Origin of the sequence: Peptoanaerobacter stomatis (genome assembly GCF_000238115.1) — a bacterium.
GTDB classification, from domain to species: domain Bacteria; phylum Bacillota; class Clostridia; order Peptostreptococcales; family Filifactoraceae; genus Peptoanaerobacter; species Peptoanaerobacter stomatis.
Map to the genome: position 1 here is coordinate 154885 of NZ_JH414551.1, position 19647 is coordinate 174531.

Here is a 19647-nt window from a genome sequence, read left to right on the forward strand (position 1 = left end):
AAACAATATAAATTACTATATATTTAAATATCTATATTTGTCGTTTAACGGTTCTAAATCTTTTATTATACAAGAGCCTAAACAGTATTCTTTATCGTAAAATACGGCAACTTGACCCGGAGTTACCGCCTTAACTTTAAAATCATACTCCACTTTTAAATTTCCATTATTAAGCTTATATACACTGACAGGTATATCAGACTGTCTATATCTGAATTTAGCAGTACATTTAAGAGGAAATACCGGCTCCTTTTCAAGTATCCAAAACGGATTTTCACCTATCATAGATTTTGTAAACAACGCTTCATGCTCTTCTCCTTGAGCTACATAAACGATATTTTCTTTTAGATTTTTGCCTGCCACAAACCAAGGTTTACCATTTCCAACTCCACCTATTCCAAGACCTTTTCTCTGCCCAAGAGTATAGTGTATGATACCGTTATGCATACCTATTTTTTTGTTTGAATCTATATCTATTATATCTCCTTTTTTCGAAAGCAGATATTTATCCAAAAACTTGTCAAAATTTCTTTCTCCAATAAAACAAACACCCGTAGAATCTTTTTTTAGAGCAGTAGCAAGATTATGTTCTTTAGCTATTTCTCTAACTTTTGATTTTTCTATATCTCCAATAGGAAATATAGTTTTTGATAACGCTTTTTGACCTATTCTTGATAAAAAATATGTTTGGTCTTTAGAGTTATCAACGCCACGTTTCAAATAAAAATCATTATTTTTTTCCTCAACTCTTGCATAATGCCCCATAGCTATATAATCCGCATCTAATTTAAGAGCATAGTCCAAAAAAGCCTTGAATTTTATTTCTTGATTACACATAACATCAGGATTAGGTGTCCTGCCTTTTTTATATTCATCCAAAAAATAAGTAAAAACTTGATCCCAATATTGTTTTTCAAAATTAACCGTATAATAATCTATTCCTATACTGTCAGCTACTTTTCTGACATCATCATAATCTTCCTTGGCAGTGCATATTCCATCATCATCTTTTTCATCCCAGTTTTTCATAAATATTCCGGTAACGTCATAGCCTTGCTCTTTCAATATGACCGCACTTACAGACGAATCAACTCCGCCACTCATTCCTAAGATAACTTTTTTTGCCACCTGTAATCACCTTTATCTGTTTTTATAATCGCATAGTTCATAATTATAACATATTTTATCCAAAATTGCTAAAGCTTAAAATATCTTTACAAATATTTAAGCAATAATTAATAATTTTCATAAAAAATTATTTATAACATTGTTTTTTATTCATAAAAAATTTTACATACAATATATAATTCTTATTTTTATAAAAATTTAAAAATCATCTATTTTTTCAATAAAAAATATAATATCAAAAAGTCTAAATGCCATTTATAAATTTTGCCACTTCTCTTGCATCTCCTAATATGGCATATTTAGCATGTCTGAATATCGCAGAATTTTTATTATTATTTACAGCTATTATTTCTTGCGCCTTAACACTACCCAAATGTTGTACAGCTCCAGATACACCGAAACCTATATATATTTTAGGATTCGCAGATAAAGCTGTTTTACCCAAAACTCTGTCAGAACTAATTATATTCATATCTTGTACAGGTCTTGTAGCGGCATACTGAGCACCAAGTTTTCTTGCAATATCCTTTATATCCTCTATACCTTTTTCAGGATGATATCCCCTTCCAAAAGCTACAATTATATCAGCATCTTCAAGCATTTTACTATTTTTAACACCTTTGGTTTTTTCAAATAAACCTTTAAATATTCTTTTTATTTCCTTTTTTCCTTCATCTTCTTCGAATAATATATAATTTCTATCAGTACTATAATCTGTCATGAGTTCCAATACGCTCATATTTCACCTCTTTAATATAATCAAACTCATCTGTATTTTTCAATTTATATCAAAATGGACAATTTTATAAAACAACAAACATACTGATAACTACTTCAATTTTTTCAATTTTATCATAACTATACACACTCAACTAATTTTATATTATGCTCTTTAGCAAATTTTTTGTATTTTTCAGGTGCCTTATCAGTTATTATACAATCTATATCATCAAATCCACAATAAGTAAAAAGCGCATGTTTATCAAACTTTGTATGATCTACAAGCATAAATACTTTTTCAGCCTTATTGACAACCTCTGATTTTATATCTTTTTCTTCACAAGTAGAATTTGTAGCACCGTTTTTCATACTTATTCCTGTAGCGGCCATAAACGCTTTTGTTATATTTATATCTTTCAAAATACTTAGTGAATCTTTACTTGCAAAAGAAAAAGTTCTTCTGTTCACTTCTCCTCCCAAAGCTATGAGATTTATGTTTTCTTTTCTGCTCGCCTCTATAACAACACTGAGATTACTGGTTATTATGGTAACGTTTTTCTTATCGCACAAGTAGTATATTATATTCATAGTTGTAGTTCCGGAATCTACAAATATTATGTCATTATCTTCTACAAATCTTGAGGCTTTTCTTCCAATCAACTCTTTAAAATCTTTATCTCTTACACATCTTTCAAGAAAGTCCGAAAATTCAACTTCAGATTCGCAATATTCAACTCCGCCGTAAACTTTTTTTATATTACCGTTTTCAATGAGCTCATTTATATCTCTCCTTATAGTATTCATTGATATTCCGAATTCTTCTTGCAATTCCTTCAAGCTCATTATTCTTCTTTCTAAAATCAGTTTTTCCATTTTAGCTAATCTGATATTTTTCATTATGTTATTCGACTCCAATTTTTTATTAAATTTTATATAATTGTAGATATTTATCCACATAATTCAATACATTTTTAATATTATATTAAGGCATTATATACCAAAATAAGTTGTTTATTAATCAAATATATCATATTTTAAAATCATTATCAACATTTTATCATATTATAAAAATATTTTTATAAAAACTTGCTCAACGTTATATATATTTTCAGATATTTTTTATTTATACAAACCTTTCATTCATCAAAAATATAAGTATTTTATCACATTTTTAAAATAGATAATAAAACTTCTTGACTTTTACTTGTTTTAGTCTTAATATTGAATATAGTGAAAGCGGTATAAAAATAACAGGCAATCGATTAACAATTTTTTAATACTTTACTATTTAGGAGGATAATATATTATGAACAATCTATTAATGCAAGTAGAAGATCAAATTGCTGTTGTTACAATCAACAGACCGAAAGCACTCAATGCACTTAATACTGAAACTTTAAGTGAAATAAACGAGTTATTTGCTGAAATAGGAAAAAGAAAAGATATAAAAGTAGTTATATTAACAGGTTCCGGAGAAAAATCATTTGTAGCCGGTGCCGATATATCCGAAATGGTAAATGGAGATGCCGCACAAGGAAGAACTTTCAGCTTATTAGCTAAAGAAGCATTTTCAAGATTGGAACAAATCCCTCAAGTTGTAATAGCTGCCGTAAACGGATATGCTCTTGGTGGTGGTTGCGAAATATCAATGGCTTGCGATATAAGAGTTGCTTCTGAAAATGCAATATTCGGACAACCAGAAACAAGTTTGGGAATAATCCCCGGTTTCGGTGGAACTCAAAGATTGACAAGACTTGTTGGAAAAGGCAGAGCTAAAGAACTTGTATTTACTTGCGATAAAATAGATGCTCAAGAAGCATATAGAATAGGTCTTGCAAACAAAGTTGTTCCACAAGCCGAGTTATTAGACTACTGCAAAAAAATGGCACAAAGAATAATCAAAAACGGAAGCCTTGCCGTATCTATTGCTAAACAATTGATAGAAAGAGGTGCCGACACTGATTTGGATTCAGCACTTGTACTTGAAGCTACAGGTTTCGGTTTGACATTTGCTACTAATGACAAAAAAGAAGGAATGACTGCATTTTTGGAAAAGAGAAAAGCTAATTTAACTGATTTTTAAATAATACTATAAAAAATAAAAATTAATCCCGTAGTTTTTATAATACCATAGTTTATCAAAGGTTATTTTATAACATTTCTGTTATAAAATAACCTTTTTTATATCAATTTTAATATTACGCAATCCAAAAAATAATTTAATTCATTTTAAAATAATAACAATATTAAATTTAAATCTGATATAAAAGAATATATGTTATAAAATTAATACTAATATACCCAAAAGTTATCCATATAATTTTAAATATAAATTCTTGTATATATTAATATTTAAATATATATTTACTTTTTTAAAATATAACCAAAAATATATTGACATAAAACAAAAAAAGTATTATCATTTTATTAGTGTAAATGAAGTTCATATTTTTTTAATTACATATGATGTGAACTTATTACAAACTTTCATTTTTCAGATGCTTTTAAAGTTATCATTATACCGCTTCACTAAATATAAAGGCTATAATGGCTTTACATCTGTATAAAATATGTCATTTTTATTTTTTATGAAAATTTTATTTTTGAAAGGAGCTTTATAATGGATTTTCGTTTAAATGAAAAACAACTTGAACTTCAAGCTAAAGTAAGAAAATTTGCCCAAGAAAGATTACTTCCTACAGTAGTCGAAAGAGACAACAAAGGCGAATATCCCACTGAACTTTACAAAGAAATGGGAGCTATGGGACTTATAGGTCTACCATATCCTAAAGAATTCGGCGGTCAAGGAGAAGATTACCTGTCATATGCAATAGCTGTAGAAGAAATTTCAAAAGTTGACGCATCTCTTGGAATATCATATTCCGTTTGCACTTCTTTATATGGCGGATCTGTTATGAACTCCAATGCAACCGATGCTCAAAAGAAAGAATTTTTACCTGATGTATTACAAGGAAAAGCATGGGGTTCATTCGGTCTTACTGAACCGAATGCAGGAAGTGATGCAGGAGGTTGTGTAACTACTGCTGCAAAAGACGGCGACGGATATGTTTTAAACGGACTTAAATGTTTCAATACAAACGGTCCTTTAGCCGATTATTCTGCAGTTTTTGCTCTTACCGAACCTGAACTGAAAGCAAAAGGATTGGCTTGCTTTGTAGTAAAAAAAGGAACTCCTGGTTTCAGTGTAGGACGCATAGAAGATAAAATGGGTATTCGTCAGGCGCAAGTATCAGAACTTATATTTGATAATTGTCGTGTGCCTGAATCTGCAATGATAGCCCCTACAGGTCAAGGATTTAAATTAGCTATGAAAGCATTGGATGGCGGACGTATAGGTGTTGCAGCTCAAGGTCTCGGTATAGCGGAAGGTGCTTTTGATACTGCAGTAGAGTACATGAAAACAAGAGAACAATTCGGGAAACCTATATTTAAAAACCAATATTTAGCTTTCAAAATGGCTGAATTAAAAATGGAAATAGAAGCTGCAAAATTAATGTTATATAAAGCAGCTACTGATAAAGATACAGGTGCTCCTTATGGCGAATCTGCAGCTATGGCTAAATACTTGTGCACAAACGCTGCTATGCATGTAACTACAGAATGTGTGCAATTTATGGGCGGAAACGGTTATATGAAAGGTTATCATGTAGAGCGTATGATGAGAGATGCAAAAATAACTCAAATATATGAAGGAACTAACGAAATACAACAACTAATCATAAGTGGTGGTATATTCAGATAATCAAAGAAGCATTGGCTGTCTATTTGTACAATATCACAATTAGACAGCTATTTTTTATAAAAGAAAATTTTTATTTTGTTATATACATAAAATATTTTTTAATTTTTACTATTTGATTAATATTACATAATATAGATTTTAAAGATTTCTTATGTATTACACGGTATGATTTAAATACGGATTTTTTACCTCTAAAAAACACACCGTTTATCAAAATAAAAATTTTATATAACAAATATTCTCAGTAATATTTTTATTCTAATAAATGAAGGGAGATATCTTTATGGATATGCTTGTTCTTGTATTAGCTATAGTTCTATTTACTGTTTTGGCATTCAAAGGCATAAGTGCTCTAATAATGGGTCCTTTAGTCAGTATAATCGTAGCTGTATTAGCAGGTCTGCCTGTATATCAAACAATGCTCGGCCCGTTTATGGAATCATCAAGCGCTTATGTAAAAAGCTTTTTCTTCGTATTCTTCTTAGGTGCATTATTCGGTGCTATATATGAAAGCACAGGTGCTGCAAAATCAGTAGCATTAGGTATTGTAAAAATGAGTAAGGGGAAATTTACAGCTTCTATAATTACAATTATAACAGGTCTTTTAACTTTCGGAGGTATAAGCGGATTCGTCGTATTCTTTGTAATATACCCTATAGCTTTACACTTGTTCCAAGAAAACAATATTTCAAGAAGAATACTTCCGGGTGCTATTTCAGCAGGATGTTGGACATTCTCTATGATTGCCCCTGCTTCACCATCTATACAAAACGTAATTTCTTCAAGAGTTTTAGGTACTCCTATGTCTGCTGCTTTAATCCCCGGTATTGTCGCAACTATTTTTGAATTAGTGGCAATAATAATTTGGTTGGAATACAGAACAGCTTACACAAAGAAAAAAGGTCAATTTTTTAATGATCCGACTCTAACACCTCTTCCTGAATCAGAAGATGTTGATATGAGCACAGATAAATTACCTAACTTTATATTATCGTTATTACCTATATTAGTTATAGTTTTAACATTTAATATATGGCCTGATATATTCCAAGTAGAAACTTCCGTTCTTTTAGGAACAATTTTAGCACTTGTATTATTCGGAAAATATTTACCGGGAACAGGACTTGAAAGAATAATCAACCCTCTTAACAAAGGCGGATTAAATGGTGTAAACGCCATAATGAATACAGCATTAGTTGTGGGTTTCGGTGGAGTTGTAAAAGAAACTTCAGGTTTTAAAAGCCTTGTAGAAAATGTTCTTAGTTTGAATATGCCTCCGCTTATTTTCGTGGCTATCGCTGTTGCAATATGCGCAGGAGCTGTTGGCTCAGCATCAGGCGGTCTTACTATAGCTTTCCAAGCTCTTTCCGATACTTTCAAAGTTATGCATGTTAATCTTGAATACGTTCATAGAATTGGGGTTATAGCCGCAGGTACACTTGATACACTTCCTCACCAAGGTGCACAGATAACATTGCTTAACCTATGCCACTTAACACACAAGGAAGGTTATTTGGATATCTTCATAACTCAAATACTTATACCTATCCTTGCGTTATTTATAATTATACCGATATGTTCAATGGGATTATAATATTTATATGAAAAGTTATTTAATATATAATTCGACTTATTTAAATATATTATATTATATATATTTAAATATTGTTGTATATATTAAAGTTATTTAATAAAAAATATAATATATTGCATTTTTATAACAAATTTGATTTTAAATCTCACAAAATTTTATTTTAGATTTTGTGGGATTTTTTTATAACATTTTATAAATAAACTAATAGATATTTTTAACATAGCACAAAATACAATTGTTATATACAACTTGAGTATTTACATAAAAAATGGTATACTTTCTATCAATATATATAATAAAGTCCGTCTTATACTAAACACTATTACAAAATATAAAATTTTATATATTTGCTACTTAAAAAATACAATATCTATAATTATAATACAACTTTAATTAGTGTTTAGTATTAATATATAAATATAGTTAATTAAACTTATTATTCGTCAGCTATGCTTTATAAAATCGTTATTTATAATAAATTTAATCATATAAAATACAACTTTATACTTAATAAACCATACAAATTAATCAGTTTATGATTTTTTTTCTTGAATTTTTGGTATATATAAAGTATACTCATATTAAATTTAAAAATTTTACAAAAGGGAGATTTCTAAAATGTCTGTAACTTACAATAACAATGATGGTAAAGTAATAATAGATAAAGAAGTTATCAAAAAAATTGCCGGCTATGGAGCCAAAGAATGCTATGGTCTTGTCGGTATGGCATCTAAAAACAAAGCTACTGGCATAGTGGAATTGCTTAGTCTGTTTGATTCAAGTCGAGGCATAAACGTACAAATAGAAGATGATTTAGTATATATTGAGCTGTTTGTAATAGTACAATACGGCACAAAAATATCAGTAGTAGCTAATAATCTCATAGAAAAAGTAAAATATGATGTAGAAATGCAGACAGGACTTAAAGTAAAAAAAATATCCGTAAATATTCAAGGAGTAAGGGTATCAAAATAAATATATTTAAAGGAGCAATTTTATAATGCAAAAAATTAATTCAGCTTTACTCAAAGATATGTTTTTAGGTGGAGCTAATAATCTTATAAATAATAAAGCATATGTTGACAAACTCAATGTATTTCCGGTACCTGACGGCGATACCGGCACAAATATGTCGCTGACTTTAAAATCAGCTGTAGACGAGATAAATAAAAATACATGTTCAACTCTAAAAGAACTCGGAGATTCCATTACAAAAGGCTCTCTTATGGGAGCAAGAGGTAATTCCGGCGTTATATTGTCACAGATATTGCGCGGTTTCTCCAAAGCTATAGAAACAAAAGATGAACTTGATATAAGAGATTTTGCACTATCTTTGGACAGTGCAAAAAAAGTGGCATATAAAGCTGTAATAAAACCGGTAGAAGGAACTATACTCACTGTTATAAGGGAAACCGCCGACTATGCAAGGGATGTCTATGCCAACTATGATAATTTTTCAGTTTTTTTTGACGATTTACTCAAAAAAGCAAACGAAGTTTTACAAAAGACACCGGAATTATTGAAAGAACTTAAAAATGCAGGAGTTGTAGATTCAGGCGGACAAGGTCTGATATTTTTTATAGAAGGTATGGTAAAAACTTTCAAAGGGGAAGAATTAAAAATACACGATGATAATTCCAAATCATCAGAAAAACTTTTTGAAGAAGATATTCATATACTTGATGAAAACCCGCAGTTCGGTTACTGTACGGAGTTTATGCTCAATACTGTAAAATTGGAGCCTAATGATTTAAAAGAGAAAATTGAGCATATGGGAAATTCTTTAATAGTAGTTGGAAGTGACAATATAATAAAAGTCCATATACATTCAAATAACCCCGGAAAAGTTCTTGAAATAGCAGGGGAATTCGGAGAATTGGACAGAATAAAAATAGAAAATATGCGTTTGGAATTCAAAGAACGACTTGAACAAAATAAAGAGGCAAGAAAACATTCAGATAATTTTGAAGAAATAGGCAAAAGCCAAAAAGCATTTTCAATAATATCCGTTTCTGTTGGAAAAGGCTTAAATGATATAATGAAGGATTTTGGAGTTGATTATATAATTGAAGGCGGTCAAACAATGAATCCAAGTACAAATGACTTTTTAAATGCCATAAAAAAAATCAATCAAAATGATATATTTATATTCCCAAACAACTCAAATATAATAATGGCTGCTAATCAGGCAAAAGAACTGAGTGAAAAAAATATAAAAGTAATACCTACCAAAAATATACCTCAATGTATACAAGCACTAATATCTATGAATACATTTATGTCATTTGATGAAAATGAAACGCTTATGAGCGAGGCAATACCGAATGTAAAAAGCGGCCAAGTAACATTTGCTGTAAGAGATACCGTTTCAAACGGTTTTGATATAAAAAAAGGTGATTTCATAGGTCTTAGCGAAAAAGAAATACTATCTTGTGAAAAAGATGCCAATACAGCCACAATAAACTTAATAAAATCTATGATCGACGAAAATTCCGAGATAGTATCAATATTTTATGGAGAAGACATAAAACAGGATAAAGCTGATTTATTTAAAGAAGAACTTCAATATGAATTTCCGGATCTTGAAATAGAATTTTATTATGGAGGACAACCTATATATCAATATTTGGTAAGCATAGAATAAATTTTTCTAAATTTATAATTATTTTTCATATGAAAAAAACTATTTGAAAAAAAAATAATATTGTTGTACAATATTTTAGTATTGCTAAAAATGATTTTAAGAAGTTATTTTAAATATAACTATCATAAAATAAACTAAAATAAAAAATTATAAATGATATTAATTTTTCTTAATTAATATCAAGTTACTACAAAAGCTAAAGGAGATTTGTAAAGATATGGCAAGTATGTATAAACAATGGTGTAAAAGAGCTTATGAAATAACTACTCAGGCTGAATATGACGAATTTTGGAATTGGTATTTACCTATAGAAAAAGATATATATGACGAGCTTTTGAAAAATAAGGACACTGTGTATAGTGGCAGCGTAAAAGAGCTTGCTCAAAAATTTACAGTAGAGCCTCTTACAATGATAGGTTTTATAGACGGTATAAATTCAAGTTTGAAATCAGAATATAATATGGAGGATATGGATGAAGATACAAACGTATCTTTTGACATAGATTTTGAAAAACTTTATTTCAATATGCTTGATGCAACAGCCGAATGGTTATACAATTTGAAAGGTTGGGATAATATACTTACTGAAGAAAGAAGAGAAGAAATCACAAAAGAGTATAAACGCAGTAAAATAATAGTAAAACCTGAAAAAATAGGCAGAAATGATCCTTGTCCATGTGGTAGCGGTAAAAAATACAAAAAATGTTGTGGAAAAGATATACAAGAGTAAATTATACAGATAGCAGATTCATCCTGCTATCTTTTTTATTAAACAATATTTTTTTTATACTAAATATCATTTAATACTAATAACCAATATAATAGTAGAGATAATCCATTCTCTATGAATAACGCTTTTTACAATATCTTTAGTTAATAAATCTATGGTGTCACATAATCTATCCACTAAATAATTCAATGTTTTTATTGGTTTTTAGTATAATACAAGCACCTTATAGAATAATAGATAATTTATACGAGAAATATATAAGTAGTATTATACTTTTATTAAATTTACACAACACTATTTTTTATATTACTATTAAGCTTTAGTATAAATTAGAATGTACTCAAATATATTTTGCCTATACAGTTTTTATAAACTACAACAGCAAATGTATATTTTTTTATAAACAGCTACAAATCAGATATTTATAAAGTTGTTGGGCATCTCAGTTCCAAAATAATTTAAGCATTATAAAAAAATATATATATTTACTTTAGATAGTAGTATTAGTAATCTCAGATATAGCCAAATTTCTATAAAATTTTACTTTACATTTATGAGCATTAGTTTTAAAATAAAGTATTAATTACAACAATATAATGAAGGGAAATGAAATACAATATGGAAATATCAAAAAGAACCTATTCTATGCCATATTCATCAGTAAGAAAATTGGTTCCTTATGAAAAAAACGCAATTAAAGAAGGTAAAAAAGTATATCATCTTAATATAGGACAACCCGATATAAAAACACCTGATATATTCTATGACGCTATGAAAAACTATAAAGAAGAAACCTTGGAATATGCTGATTCCAGAGGCGAAAAATCTCTAATAGATTCTGTTATAAAATATTACTCAAACATAGACGTATCTTTAGAATATGATGACGTATTCATTACAAATGGCGGTAGTGAAGCTCTTATGTACGCTTTTTTTGCAACTATGGATAGCGAAGATGAGCTTTTGGTTCCTGAACCATTTTATACAAATTACAACTCTATAGCAAAATTAGCACAAATTCAAATTGTCCCTATAAAAACACACTCAAGTGATGGTTTTTTGTTGCCGTCATATGAAGAAATAGAAAAATCCATAACGCCAAAAACAAAAGCATTTTTAATTACAAATCCCAACAATCCTACAGGCGCGGTGTATTCATATGAAGCACTTCGTTCAATATGTGAACTTGCAAAAAAATATTCACTTTATATATTGGCAGATGAAGTGTATAGAGAGTTTATATATGATGACGAAGTGAAACACATATCGCTTGGAACTATGCAAGATGTGAGAGAAAATGTAATTATAATAGATTCAATATCGAAAAGATTCAGTGCTTGTGGAGCAAGAATAGGCATATTAGCCACAAAAAACAAAGAAATTGCTCAAATGATTATGAAACTTTGTCAATTAAGGCTTGCCGCTCCTACTATGGGACAAATAGGCGCCGCACAACTTTATAAAACACCTGTATCCTATTTAAAAGAAGTTAACCTTGAATACAAAAAAAGACGTGATATTTGCTATGAAAGTTTGCAAAAGATAGACGGCGTATTTTGCAAAAAACCTCTCGGTGCTTTTTATATGATTGCAAAACTTCCGGTAGAAAACTCAGAAGATTTTTGTATATGGCTTCTTGAAAATTTCGATGTAGACGGCGAAACACTTATGATGGCTCCTGCCAATGGTTTTTATGTTAACCCGGAAGAAGGAAAAGACGAAGTCAGGATAGCATATGTACTCGACTGCGAAAAATTAAAAAAAGCGTTTAATATATTAGATAAAGGTCTTAAAGCATATAATTCAAGAAATAAATAATATTTCGATATATTGTCAAAATATATAAAATAAAAATTCAGTAAAACCACACATTTATATTGTGGTTTTACTAAAATTATAAAAACTTAAACATTGTTTATATAAAATGTATTGTTTTTATGTTTTTAAACAGTTTTTAAAAGAATATATTATTTACAAAAAAAATAATATTTTTGTTTTATAATTTTCTTATACTTACATAAAATCTCTATTTTTCAATATGTTTTTATAATTGAAATTAATTTTTTATATTAAATTATATTAAATTTTTTAATTTTATTTAAAATAAGTGTGGACAAATTAGCATAAAATTGAGATAATGTAATTATTATTTTATAAAAATTATGAAACCTGTTCCTAAAAATTTATAAAATAATTATTGTACAAATATTTTTTAAGGAGTTGGAAACTATGAGCGACACAATGGAACAACTATTATTGGAGCAAGAGAATAACTATCATGAAATATACAGAGGCACTGTAATTGAAGGTACTGTTTTGGTAGAAAAAAGCGATGCCTATTATGTGGATTTACAGTATAAAACAGATGGAATTCTGCCAAAATCAGAGATGTTCGATGATGAAGAGATCCATGTCGGCGATAAACTAAAACTTTTAGTAATAAAAATAGATAAGAATAACGGTGAAATCATTTTATCCAAAAAAAGAGTTGATGAGATAAGTGCCTGGGAAGATATACAAAAAGGCGATATAATAACTGTTAAAGGTCAAGAAGTTAATTCTAAAGGATTAATAGTTGCATATAAAGGAAATATAAAAGGATTTTTACCTTTAAGTCATATAGAGCTTAAATATATAAACGAAGATATTGCTAAATCTTATATAGGCAAGGAATTTGAGGCTGAGATATTGGACATAGATCCTAAAAAAAGAAGATTGATCCTTTCAAGAAAATCTATACTTCAAAAAGTTCAAGATGAGAAATTAAAAGAATTATCCGAGACAATTCAAGAAGGAAAAGTATTTAAAGGTATAGTAAAAGACATAAAAGACTACGGTATATTCATAGATATCGGAGGAATTGTAGGATTAGTACACGTAAGCGAAATATCATGGGCTCGCAATAAAAAGATAAAAGATTCTTTTGAATTGGAACAAGAAGTAGAAGTCCAAGTTTTAAGTTATACTCCTGAAGAAAAGAGATTATCTTTGTCTATAAAATCGTTAGAACCTAATCCATGGGATGAGTATGTAAAATCTCATAAAGAAGGCGATATAGTAGACGGAGAAGTTAAAAATATTAAGGATTATGGTGCATTTATCAGCTTATATCCAATAGTTGACGGATTTGTTCACATATCCAATCTGTCTGAAGACTTCGTTAAAAATCCTTCAGAAATATTAAAAACAGGTGACAAAGTAAAAGTAAAGATAATAGGTATAAACCCTGAAGAAAAGAAGATAGAACTAAGCATGTTACTTGAAGACAAAAAACAGGAAGAACTTGAAGTACAACAAGAACAAAACGAAACAGAAGTTTAGAAATAAAATTTATTAAATTTTAGTATAGGAGAGAAGTTATTAATGGCTGATTCTTATGAGCAATTTAAAGAGAAAATTTTGAGAAAAACAGGTATAAATTTAACTTTATACAAAGAAGCTCAAATGAAAAGAAGAATTTCATCTTTAGCATCAAGGAATGGGTTTAATGACCTTTTAGAATATTTTAAATTCATTGATAATGATAAAGAGAAGTTTAATGAATTTATAAATTTTATGACTATCAATGTATCGGAATTTTTCAGAAATCCTGAACAGTGGAAAATAGTAGAAACTAAATTATTTCCGGCTTTTTTATCAAAGAACAAGGATATAAAAGTGTGGAGTGCCGCATGCTCTACAGGTGAAGAACCTTACACAATAACTATGATATTATCTACATTACTTCCGCTGAACAAGATAACCGTATATGCAACAGATATAGACGATGGAGCTATGGCTAAAGCAAAAGCCGGAGTATATATAGCATCAAGTTTAAAAAATGTACCTACAGAATTGAAAAATAAATATTTTAAGAAAAACAGCGATGGAAAATTTGAAATAAGTAATGAAATAAAAAGTCGTGTTCAATTCAAAAAACACAATCTTTTAAAAGACCCATATATAGATAAATGTGATTTAATAGTGTGCAGAAATGTTATGATATATTTTACAGATGATGCTAAAAACGAAATATATCAAAAGTTTTCAAATTCATTAAAACCTGACGGTGTTTTGTTTGTCGGTTCTACAGAGCAAATAATATCTCCACAACAATTTGACCTTAAATCACTTAAGACTTTCTTTTATGGGCGCACAAACAGCAATATAAAACTGTAAATACTATAAAAACAGCCTATGATTTTATATTCATAGGCTTTCGTTTAATATTAAGAAAATTATTCTATTACACTTATCCGATATATCTATTAATACTGTTGTTTGATTGAAAAATCAAATAATTTATTTTTATAAACAATGAATTTTTTTTAAATCTACATTAAACGATATCCAAAAATAAAATTTATGATTTTTTTATACTTCTTAATGGAAACTATCGGTAAAATACATAAATGAAAGGATTTTTAAATGGAAACTGACACGATTGTACCCGTCACAATCTTTAACATACTTTTTATAATATTAATCATATTAATAAATGCTTTTTTATCCGCATTGGAAGTATCTATAGGGAAATTAAAATCATCTGTATCTCAAGAAAATGAGTACGAAAATAATTATCTAACAGAAAAAATATCTGCAAACTCTGAAATATATATAATATCCATAAGATTTTTAAAATTTTTTATCACACTTTGTACAAATATATATTTTGCTGTTAATTATCTATATACTTTTTTCAAAGATACTTCATTTGCTGAGCATAGTATTATTGTTGTTATTTTAATCATATCGCTTATTATGTCTTGCCTGCTGATAGCTTTTGGAGATATAATTCCGAAAAAAATTGCTTTATTCAGCGATACACCTCCAAAAGCGATAGGTTTAAGCATTATAAATATTATATATCTGCTGACATTTATAATAATAAAACCGCTTGATTTTTTAATTAATGTGATCCTCAAAATCTTTCATAAAGACAAAAAAGATTTTGATGAAAAAGTTTCTGCTGAGGAAATAAAAGCACTCGTTGAAACTGCAAGCGAAAAAGGCGTATTTAATGATATAGAAAAGGAAATAATTAACTCTATATTTTCTTTTGACAATATAACAGCTAAAGATATAATGGTATCAAGAAAAGATACCTATAAAATAGATATAACAGAACCTATATCAGAGCATTTAGATGAAATTATAGAAACGTATTATTCAAGAATACCGGTATATAAAGAAAATATCGACGATATAATCGGAATATTAAATACAAAGGACCTTCTTGTACAAGCAAGAAAAATCGGATTTGAAAATATCAATATTGAATCTCTTCTTCAAAAACCATATTTTGTACCGGAGATGAAGAACATAGATGAACTATTCAAAGAAATGCAACGTCTTAGGAATCATATGGCTATACTTGTTGATGAGTATGGAGGTTTTTCAGGTATAGTTACAATAGAAGACCTAATTGAACAGATTATGGGTGACATAAATGATGAATTCGATGATGAAGAACAAGGAATAGTCAAATTATCAGACAGTGAATATTTGATAAGCGGTACAACAGAAATAAGAGAAATAAACAAAGAGCTTGATTTGGAACTCGAAAACGAAAATTATGACACAATCTCAGCCTTGGTTATAGAAAAACTGGGATATATTCCGAATAAAGGTGAAAAACCAAGTATTGATATAGATAATCTTACATTTAAAGTAGAATTAGCATCTGATAATAGAATACAAAAAGTTAAACTTAAAATAAATCCAATTATAGAACAAGTCAACGAATAATTAAATATAACAGTATGATACTAAAAATCTTTTAAAAAGCCATATATGGTATGAAATAAATAGTCACATAAAAAACATCATATAAAATACAAACTGTATGGCATTTCAAATGGAGAATGAGATTAGAATCTTTATATAAAAAACAAGGGGATTGCCCCTTGTTTTTTATGTTGCGATAGAATCTATCTCGCTATCAGTTTTCGAATTTTCTATAGATATTACTAATTTTGCAGGTAATGCCACTATTATTTTACTGTCATCTCCAATCCAAGACATATCCGCATGAATTGATTTAGGAACAACTTCCTTTGGCAATCTAAGTAATCTTACCTGAGAGTTTTTGGTCTCCAACGTGCCTTTATATTTTTTACCGTCCATTTCAAAATCAAATTCTATATATTGAGAATTACTACCAGTGTTTAATTCATATGTTCCTATTATTTTTGAATCTTGAGATACTATTATCTTAGCATTATCGCTATTAAATTCATTTTTAAAAAATAACATAGGAATAAGCGATAGAACAATTATAATAACTATTACTGCTATATCACCTTTTTTTAAGATTTTCAATTTAATTCTCCTAATTCATAGTGATTAAAATCATAAGCAAAAATGCTTTTTTGTATTAATTTTGATTTAAAATAACATAAAATACTTTTTTAGTATATTCCTATTTTATCTTACCTTTCATAACTTCTATTGCTTTTTCAAGCTGTACATCTTTATTCTTTGTATTTTGGCTTGATTCCACCTTCACATCAGGTATTATGCCCTTGCCATGTACTATATGCCCATTAGGCGTAAAATATTGTGCTGTTGTTAAAATAAGTCCACCATCATCTCCCATTTGCAAAACAGACTGAATAACACCTTTTCCATATGTCTGTTGTCCAACTATTGTAGCCGCCTTATTGTCTTGCAATGCCCCTGACAATATTTCAGATGCAGACGCTGAACCTTCGTTTACAAGTACTACTATAGGCAATGTTATGCTTTCTTTTTCATCAGAGTTAAAATATTCTTTTTCATCATCTTTATTGTTTGTATATACTATATTAGCTCTTGGCAATATTTGATCTGCTATATCAAGCACTTGGTCTACAAGACCTCCCGGATTTGAACGCAAATCTATTATCAATCCTTTTATATTTTTCTTCTTCAAATCTTCATAATTTTTTCTAAATTCCTCTGCTGTCTTTCCTTCAAATGAAATTATTTGTACATATCCTATGTTGTTATCTATAACCTTTGAACCGACTGTTTGAGGATGTATAGGAGATTTTATCACAGTATATTCTTTACGCTTACCGTTTTTATCCAATATACCTATTACTACTTTTTCTCCAGCTTTTCCCCTCATCTGTTTTACAGCATCTTCCATATGCTTTCCGTCATATTTTTTGCCGTTTATACTCTCTATTATATCTCCTGATTTTATGCCTACCTTTTCAGCCGGTGAACCTTTTATAGGAGATACAACCGCTATTGTGTTATTTTCTGTAGGTGCTATATACACACCTATCCCTACAAATTCTCCTGTAGTATCTTCCATGGTTTTATCAAATTCTTCTTTGGTCAAATATTTGGAATATGGATCATTTAATGAGTCTATTATTCCTTTTCTTATTCCTGTTTTAAAATCTACATTATCCGTATTCTCATAATAATATTTTTGAGTAAATTCTTTAAATGCACTTATATCTTTATATTCTTGCAAGGTAAGTCCATATGTTTTTGTGAAAAATACAGTTAATGATACAAATACTAAGACCCCTGCCAAAGCTCCTGTAATTATATTAAACAGAAGTTGTTTTTTATTCGATTTTAAATTATTTTCCATAAACTTCTCCTTATATTTTTTAGATTATATAATAATTATATATTTATATGATATATTAAGCAACTTAATTCTACATTAAATTTGATTAATTATCACCGATAAAAAATTAATCACATATATTTGCTGTGGAAATAATCATATAATTTTGTTAAAATATATAATAAGATTTGAATTTTTTACTTTTATATATTTTTTATAGCAATACAAATATTATAAATAATCTATCCATCTTTTAACATCTATCAGAAAAGCGATTATACCTATTTTTAAAATAATACTAAAATCTTATATAATAATGGAAAATCATAACAATTAATTTTTCTGGTAGACTATGTATATTAATTTTATATAATTATACAACTTATCCATAATTTTATTAGAAAATAGTATAAATTTATAGTTGAGGAGGTATTGAAATGTATGAAGAATTAAAAAAAGTTATAGATAACAGTGATAATATCGTATTTTTCGGAGGTGCAGGTGTATCAACAGAAAGTGATATACCGGATTTTCGTTCATCAAACGGTATATTCAATGCACAAAAAAATATCACTTATTCTCCTGAAACTGTTGTAAGTCACAGCTTTTTTATGAGAAACCCTGAATTTTTTTATCAATTCTACAAAGATAAGATGATATATGAAAATGCAAAGCCAAATAATGCACATAAGGCGCTTGCAAAATTGGAACAAATCGGAAAATTAAAAGCTATAATCACACAAAATATTGACGGACTTCATCAAATGGCAGGCTCAAAAAATGTATTGGAATTACATGGAACTATACACAAAAACTACTGTATGAAATGTAACAAAAATTTTGATTTGGATTACATAATAAAATCTGAAAATATACCTCATTGCGATGTGTGTGGTGGAACTGTTCGCCCTGATGTGGTCTTGTATGAAGAAAGTCTTGACAGCAATGTATTATCAGAATCACTACATTATATATCAAATGCAGATGTACTTATAATAGGTGGTACATCACTTATTGTATATCCGGCTGCAAGTCTTGTAAATTACTTCAGAGGCTCAAAACTCGTTTTAATAAATAAATCATCCACATCACAAGACGGCAATGCCGATATAGTAATAAATGACAGTATAGGAAAAGTTCTCGGCGATATAGTTTTAATATAAGAAAGGCTATACACAAAAGTATTTACACTACGTTATATAATTATATAAGTTATCTATAATTTTATTAGAAAATAGTATTAATACTAATATTTCACTAAATATATACCATGTTCAAATCCTTTAAAGTTATACTTTTGAGCATATCTTTTTTGAAAGATATTATATCTTATTTTTCTCTTTTGCACCGTTATTTTATAGAAGTTTATACTAAAATCTCATAGAATAATGGGGAATGATAATAATTAATTTTTCAATAAACTATTTATATTGATGTTATATCATTATATAAGTTATCTATAATTTTATCAGAAAACAGTATTAGTTTAACATCTATAATAAATTAGATATTACAAAAA

Annotated in this window: 16 protein-coding genes; 11 read left to right on the forward strand and 5 right to left on the reverse strand. The window is 28.5% G+C overall.

All coding sequences use genetic code 11. The features are described 5' to 3' along the window. Positions 1 to 15: 15 nt before the first annotated feature. From mnmA to HMPREF9629_RS05680, 3 genes are all read right to left on the reverse strand, one after another. A complete protein-coding gene (gene mnmA / locus HMPREF9629_RS05670) occupies positions 16 to 1128 on the reverse strand; it encodes a tRNA 2-thiouridine(34) synthase MnmA (RefSeq protein ID WP_009525415.1) in 1113 nt (370 codons plus the stop codon). Between the two features lie 244 nt (positions 1129 to 1372). Beyond that, positions 1373 to 1867 (reverse strand): FAD-binding protein, encoded by a 495-nt coding sequence (locus tag HMPREF9629_RS05675; RefSeq protein WP_009525416.1) that lies wholly within the window; start codon positions 1865 to 1867, stop codon positions 1373 to 1375. 119 nt (positions 1868 to 1986) lie between these two features. Next, positions 1987 to 2745, reverse strand: coding sequence for a DeoR/GlpR family DNA-binding transcription regulator (locus HMPREF9629_RS05680; protein WP_009525417.1), 759 nt, complete (start codon positions 2743 to 2745; stop codon positions 1987 to 1989). A 409-nt stretch (positions 2746 to 3154) separates the two neighbouring features. On the opposite strand from HMPREF9629_RS05680, the gene HMPREF9629_RS05685 reads away from it, so the two are divergent. From HMPREF9629_RS05685 to HMPREF9629_RS05730, 10 genes are all read left to right on the forward strand, one after another. Beyond that, positions 3155 to 3931 carry an enoyl-CoA hydratase-related protein gene (locus HMPREF9629_RS05685; protein ID WP_009525418.1) on the forward strand — a complete coding sequence of 259 codons (777 nt, stop codon included), beginning with the start codon at positions 3155 to 3157 and terminating at the stop codon, positions 3929 to 3931. A 537-nt stretch (positions 3932 to 4468) separates the two neighbouring features. Beyond that, positions 4469 to 5611, forward strand: coding sequence for an acyl-CoA dehydrogenase family protein (locus HMPREF9629_RS05690; protein WP_009525419.1), 1143 nt, complete (start codon positions 4469 to 4471; stop codon positions 5609 to 5611). 283 nt (positions 5612 to 5894) lie between these two features. Further along, positions 5895 to 7205 carry a GntP family permease gene (locus HMPREF9629_RS05695; protein ID WP_009525420.1) on the forward strand — a complete coding sequence of 437 codons (1311 nt, stop codon included), beginning with the start codon at positions 5895 to 5897 and terminating at the stop codon, positions 7203 to 7205. Between the two features lie 618 nt (positions 7206 to 7823). Continuing rightward, positions 7824 to 8180 (forward strand): Asp23/Gls24 family envelope stress response protein, encoded by a 357-nt coding sequence (locus HMPREF9629_RS05700; protein WP_009525421.1) that lies wholly within the window; start codon positions 7824 to 7826, stop codon positions 8178 to 8180. A 25-nt stretch (positions 8181 to 8205) separates the two neighbouring features. Further along, positions 8206 to 9849 (forward strand): DAK2 domain-containing protein, encoded by a 1644-nt coding sequence (locus tag HMPREF9629_RS05705; protein ID WP_009525422.1) that lies wholly within the window; start codon positions 8206 to 8208, stop codon positions 9847 to 9849. A gap of 217 nt (positions 9850 to 10066) precedes the next feature. Then, a complete protein-coding gene (locus HMPREF9629_RS05710; protein ID WP_009525423.1) occupies positions 10067 to 10579 on the forward strand; it encodes an SEC-C metal-binding domain-containing protein in 513 nt (170 codons plus the stop codon). 618 nt (positions 10580 to 11197) lie between these two features. Beyond that, on the forward strand, positions 11198 to 12397 hold the full coding sequence (locus tag HMPREF9629_RS05715) for a pyridoxal phosphate-dependent aminotransferase (protein ID WP_040012683.1): 1200 nt from the start codon (positions 11198 to 11200) through the stop codon (positions 12395 to 12397). Between the two features lie 411 nt (positions 12398 to 12808). Beyond that, a complete protein-coding gene (locus tag HMPREF9629_RS05720) occupies positions 12809 to 13900 on the forward strand; it encodes a 30S ribosomal protein S1 (RefSeq protein ID WP_009525425.1) in 1092 nt (363 codons plus the stop codon). A gap of 42 nt (positions 13901 to 13942) precedes the next feature. Beyond that, positions 13943 to 14737 carry a CheR family methyltransferase gene (locus tag HMPREF9629_RS05725; RefSeq protein WP_009525426.1) on the forward strand — a complete coding sequence of 265 codons (795 nt, stop codon included), beginning with the start codon at positions 13943 to 13945 and terminating at the stop codon, positions 14735 to 14737. Between the two features lie 249 nt (positions 14738 to 14986). Then, complete coding sequence (locus HMPREF9629_RS05730) at positions 14987 to 16306, forward strand: hemolysin family protein (RefSeq protein WP_009525427.1); 1320 nt, start codon at positions 14987 to 14989, stop codon at positions 16304 to 16306. Positions 16307 to 16471: 165 nt separating this feature from the next. Here HMPREF9629_RS05730 and HMPREF9629_RS05735 read toward each other — a convergent pair whose 3' ends face one another. Further along, positions 16472 to 16879, reverse strand: a complete 408-nt coding sequence (locus HMPREF9629_RS05735; protein WP_009525428.1) for a NusG domain II-containing protein — start codon at positions 16877 to 16879, stop codon at positions 16472 to 16474. Positions 16880 to 16979: 100 nt separating this feature from the next. Then, positions 16980 to 18149, reverse strand: coding sequence for a S41 family peptidase (locus tag HMPREF9629_RS05740; protein WP_009525429.1), 1170 nt, complete (start codon positions 18147 to 18149; stop codon positions 16980 to 16982). 416 nt (positions 18150 to 18565) lie between these two features. Between HMPREF9629_RS05740 and HMPREF9629_RS05745 the strand changes: the two genes are divergently transcribed. Beyond that, on the forward strand, positions 18566 to 19291 hold the full coding sequence (locus HMPREF9629_RS05745) for an NAD-dependent protein deacylase (protein ID WP_009525430.1): 726 nt from the start codon (positions 18566 to 18568) through the stop codon (positions 19289 to 19291). Positions 19292 to 19647 lie beyond the last annotated feature (356 nt).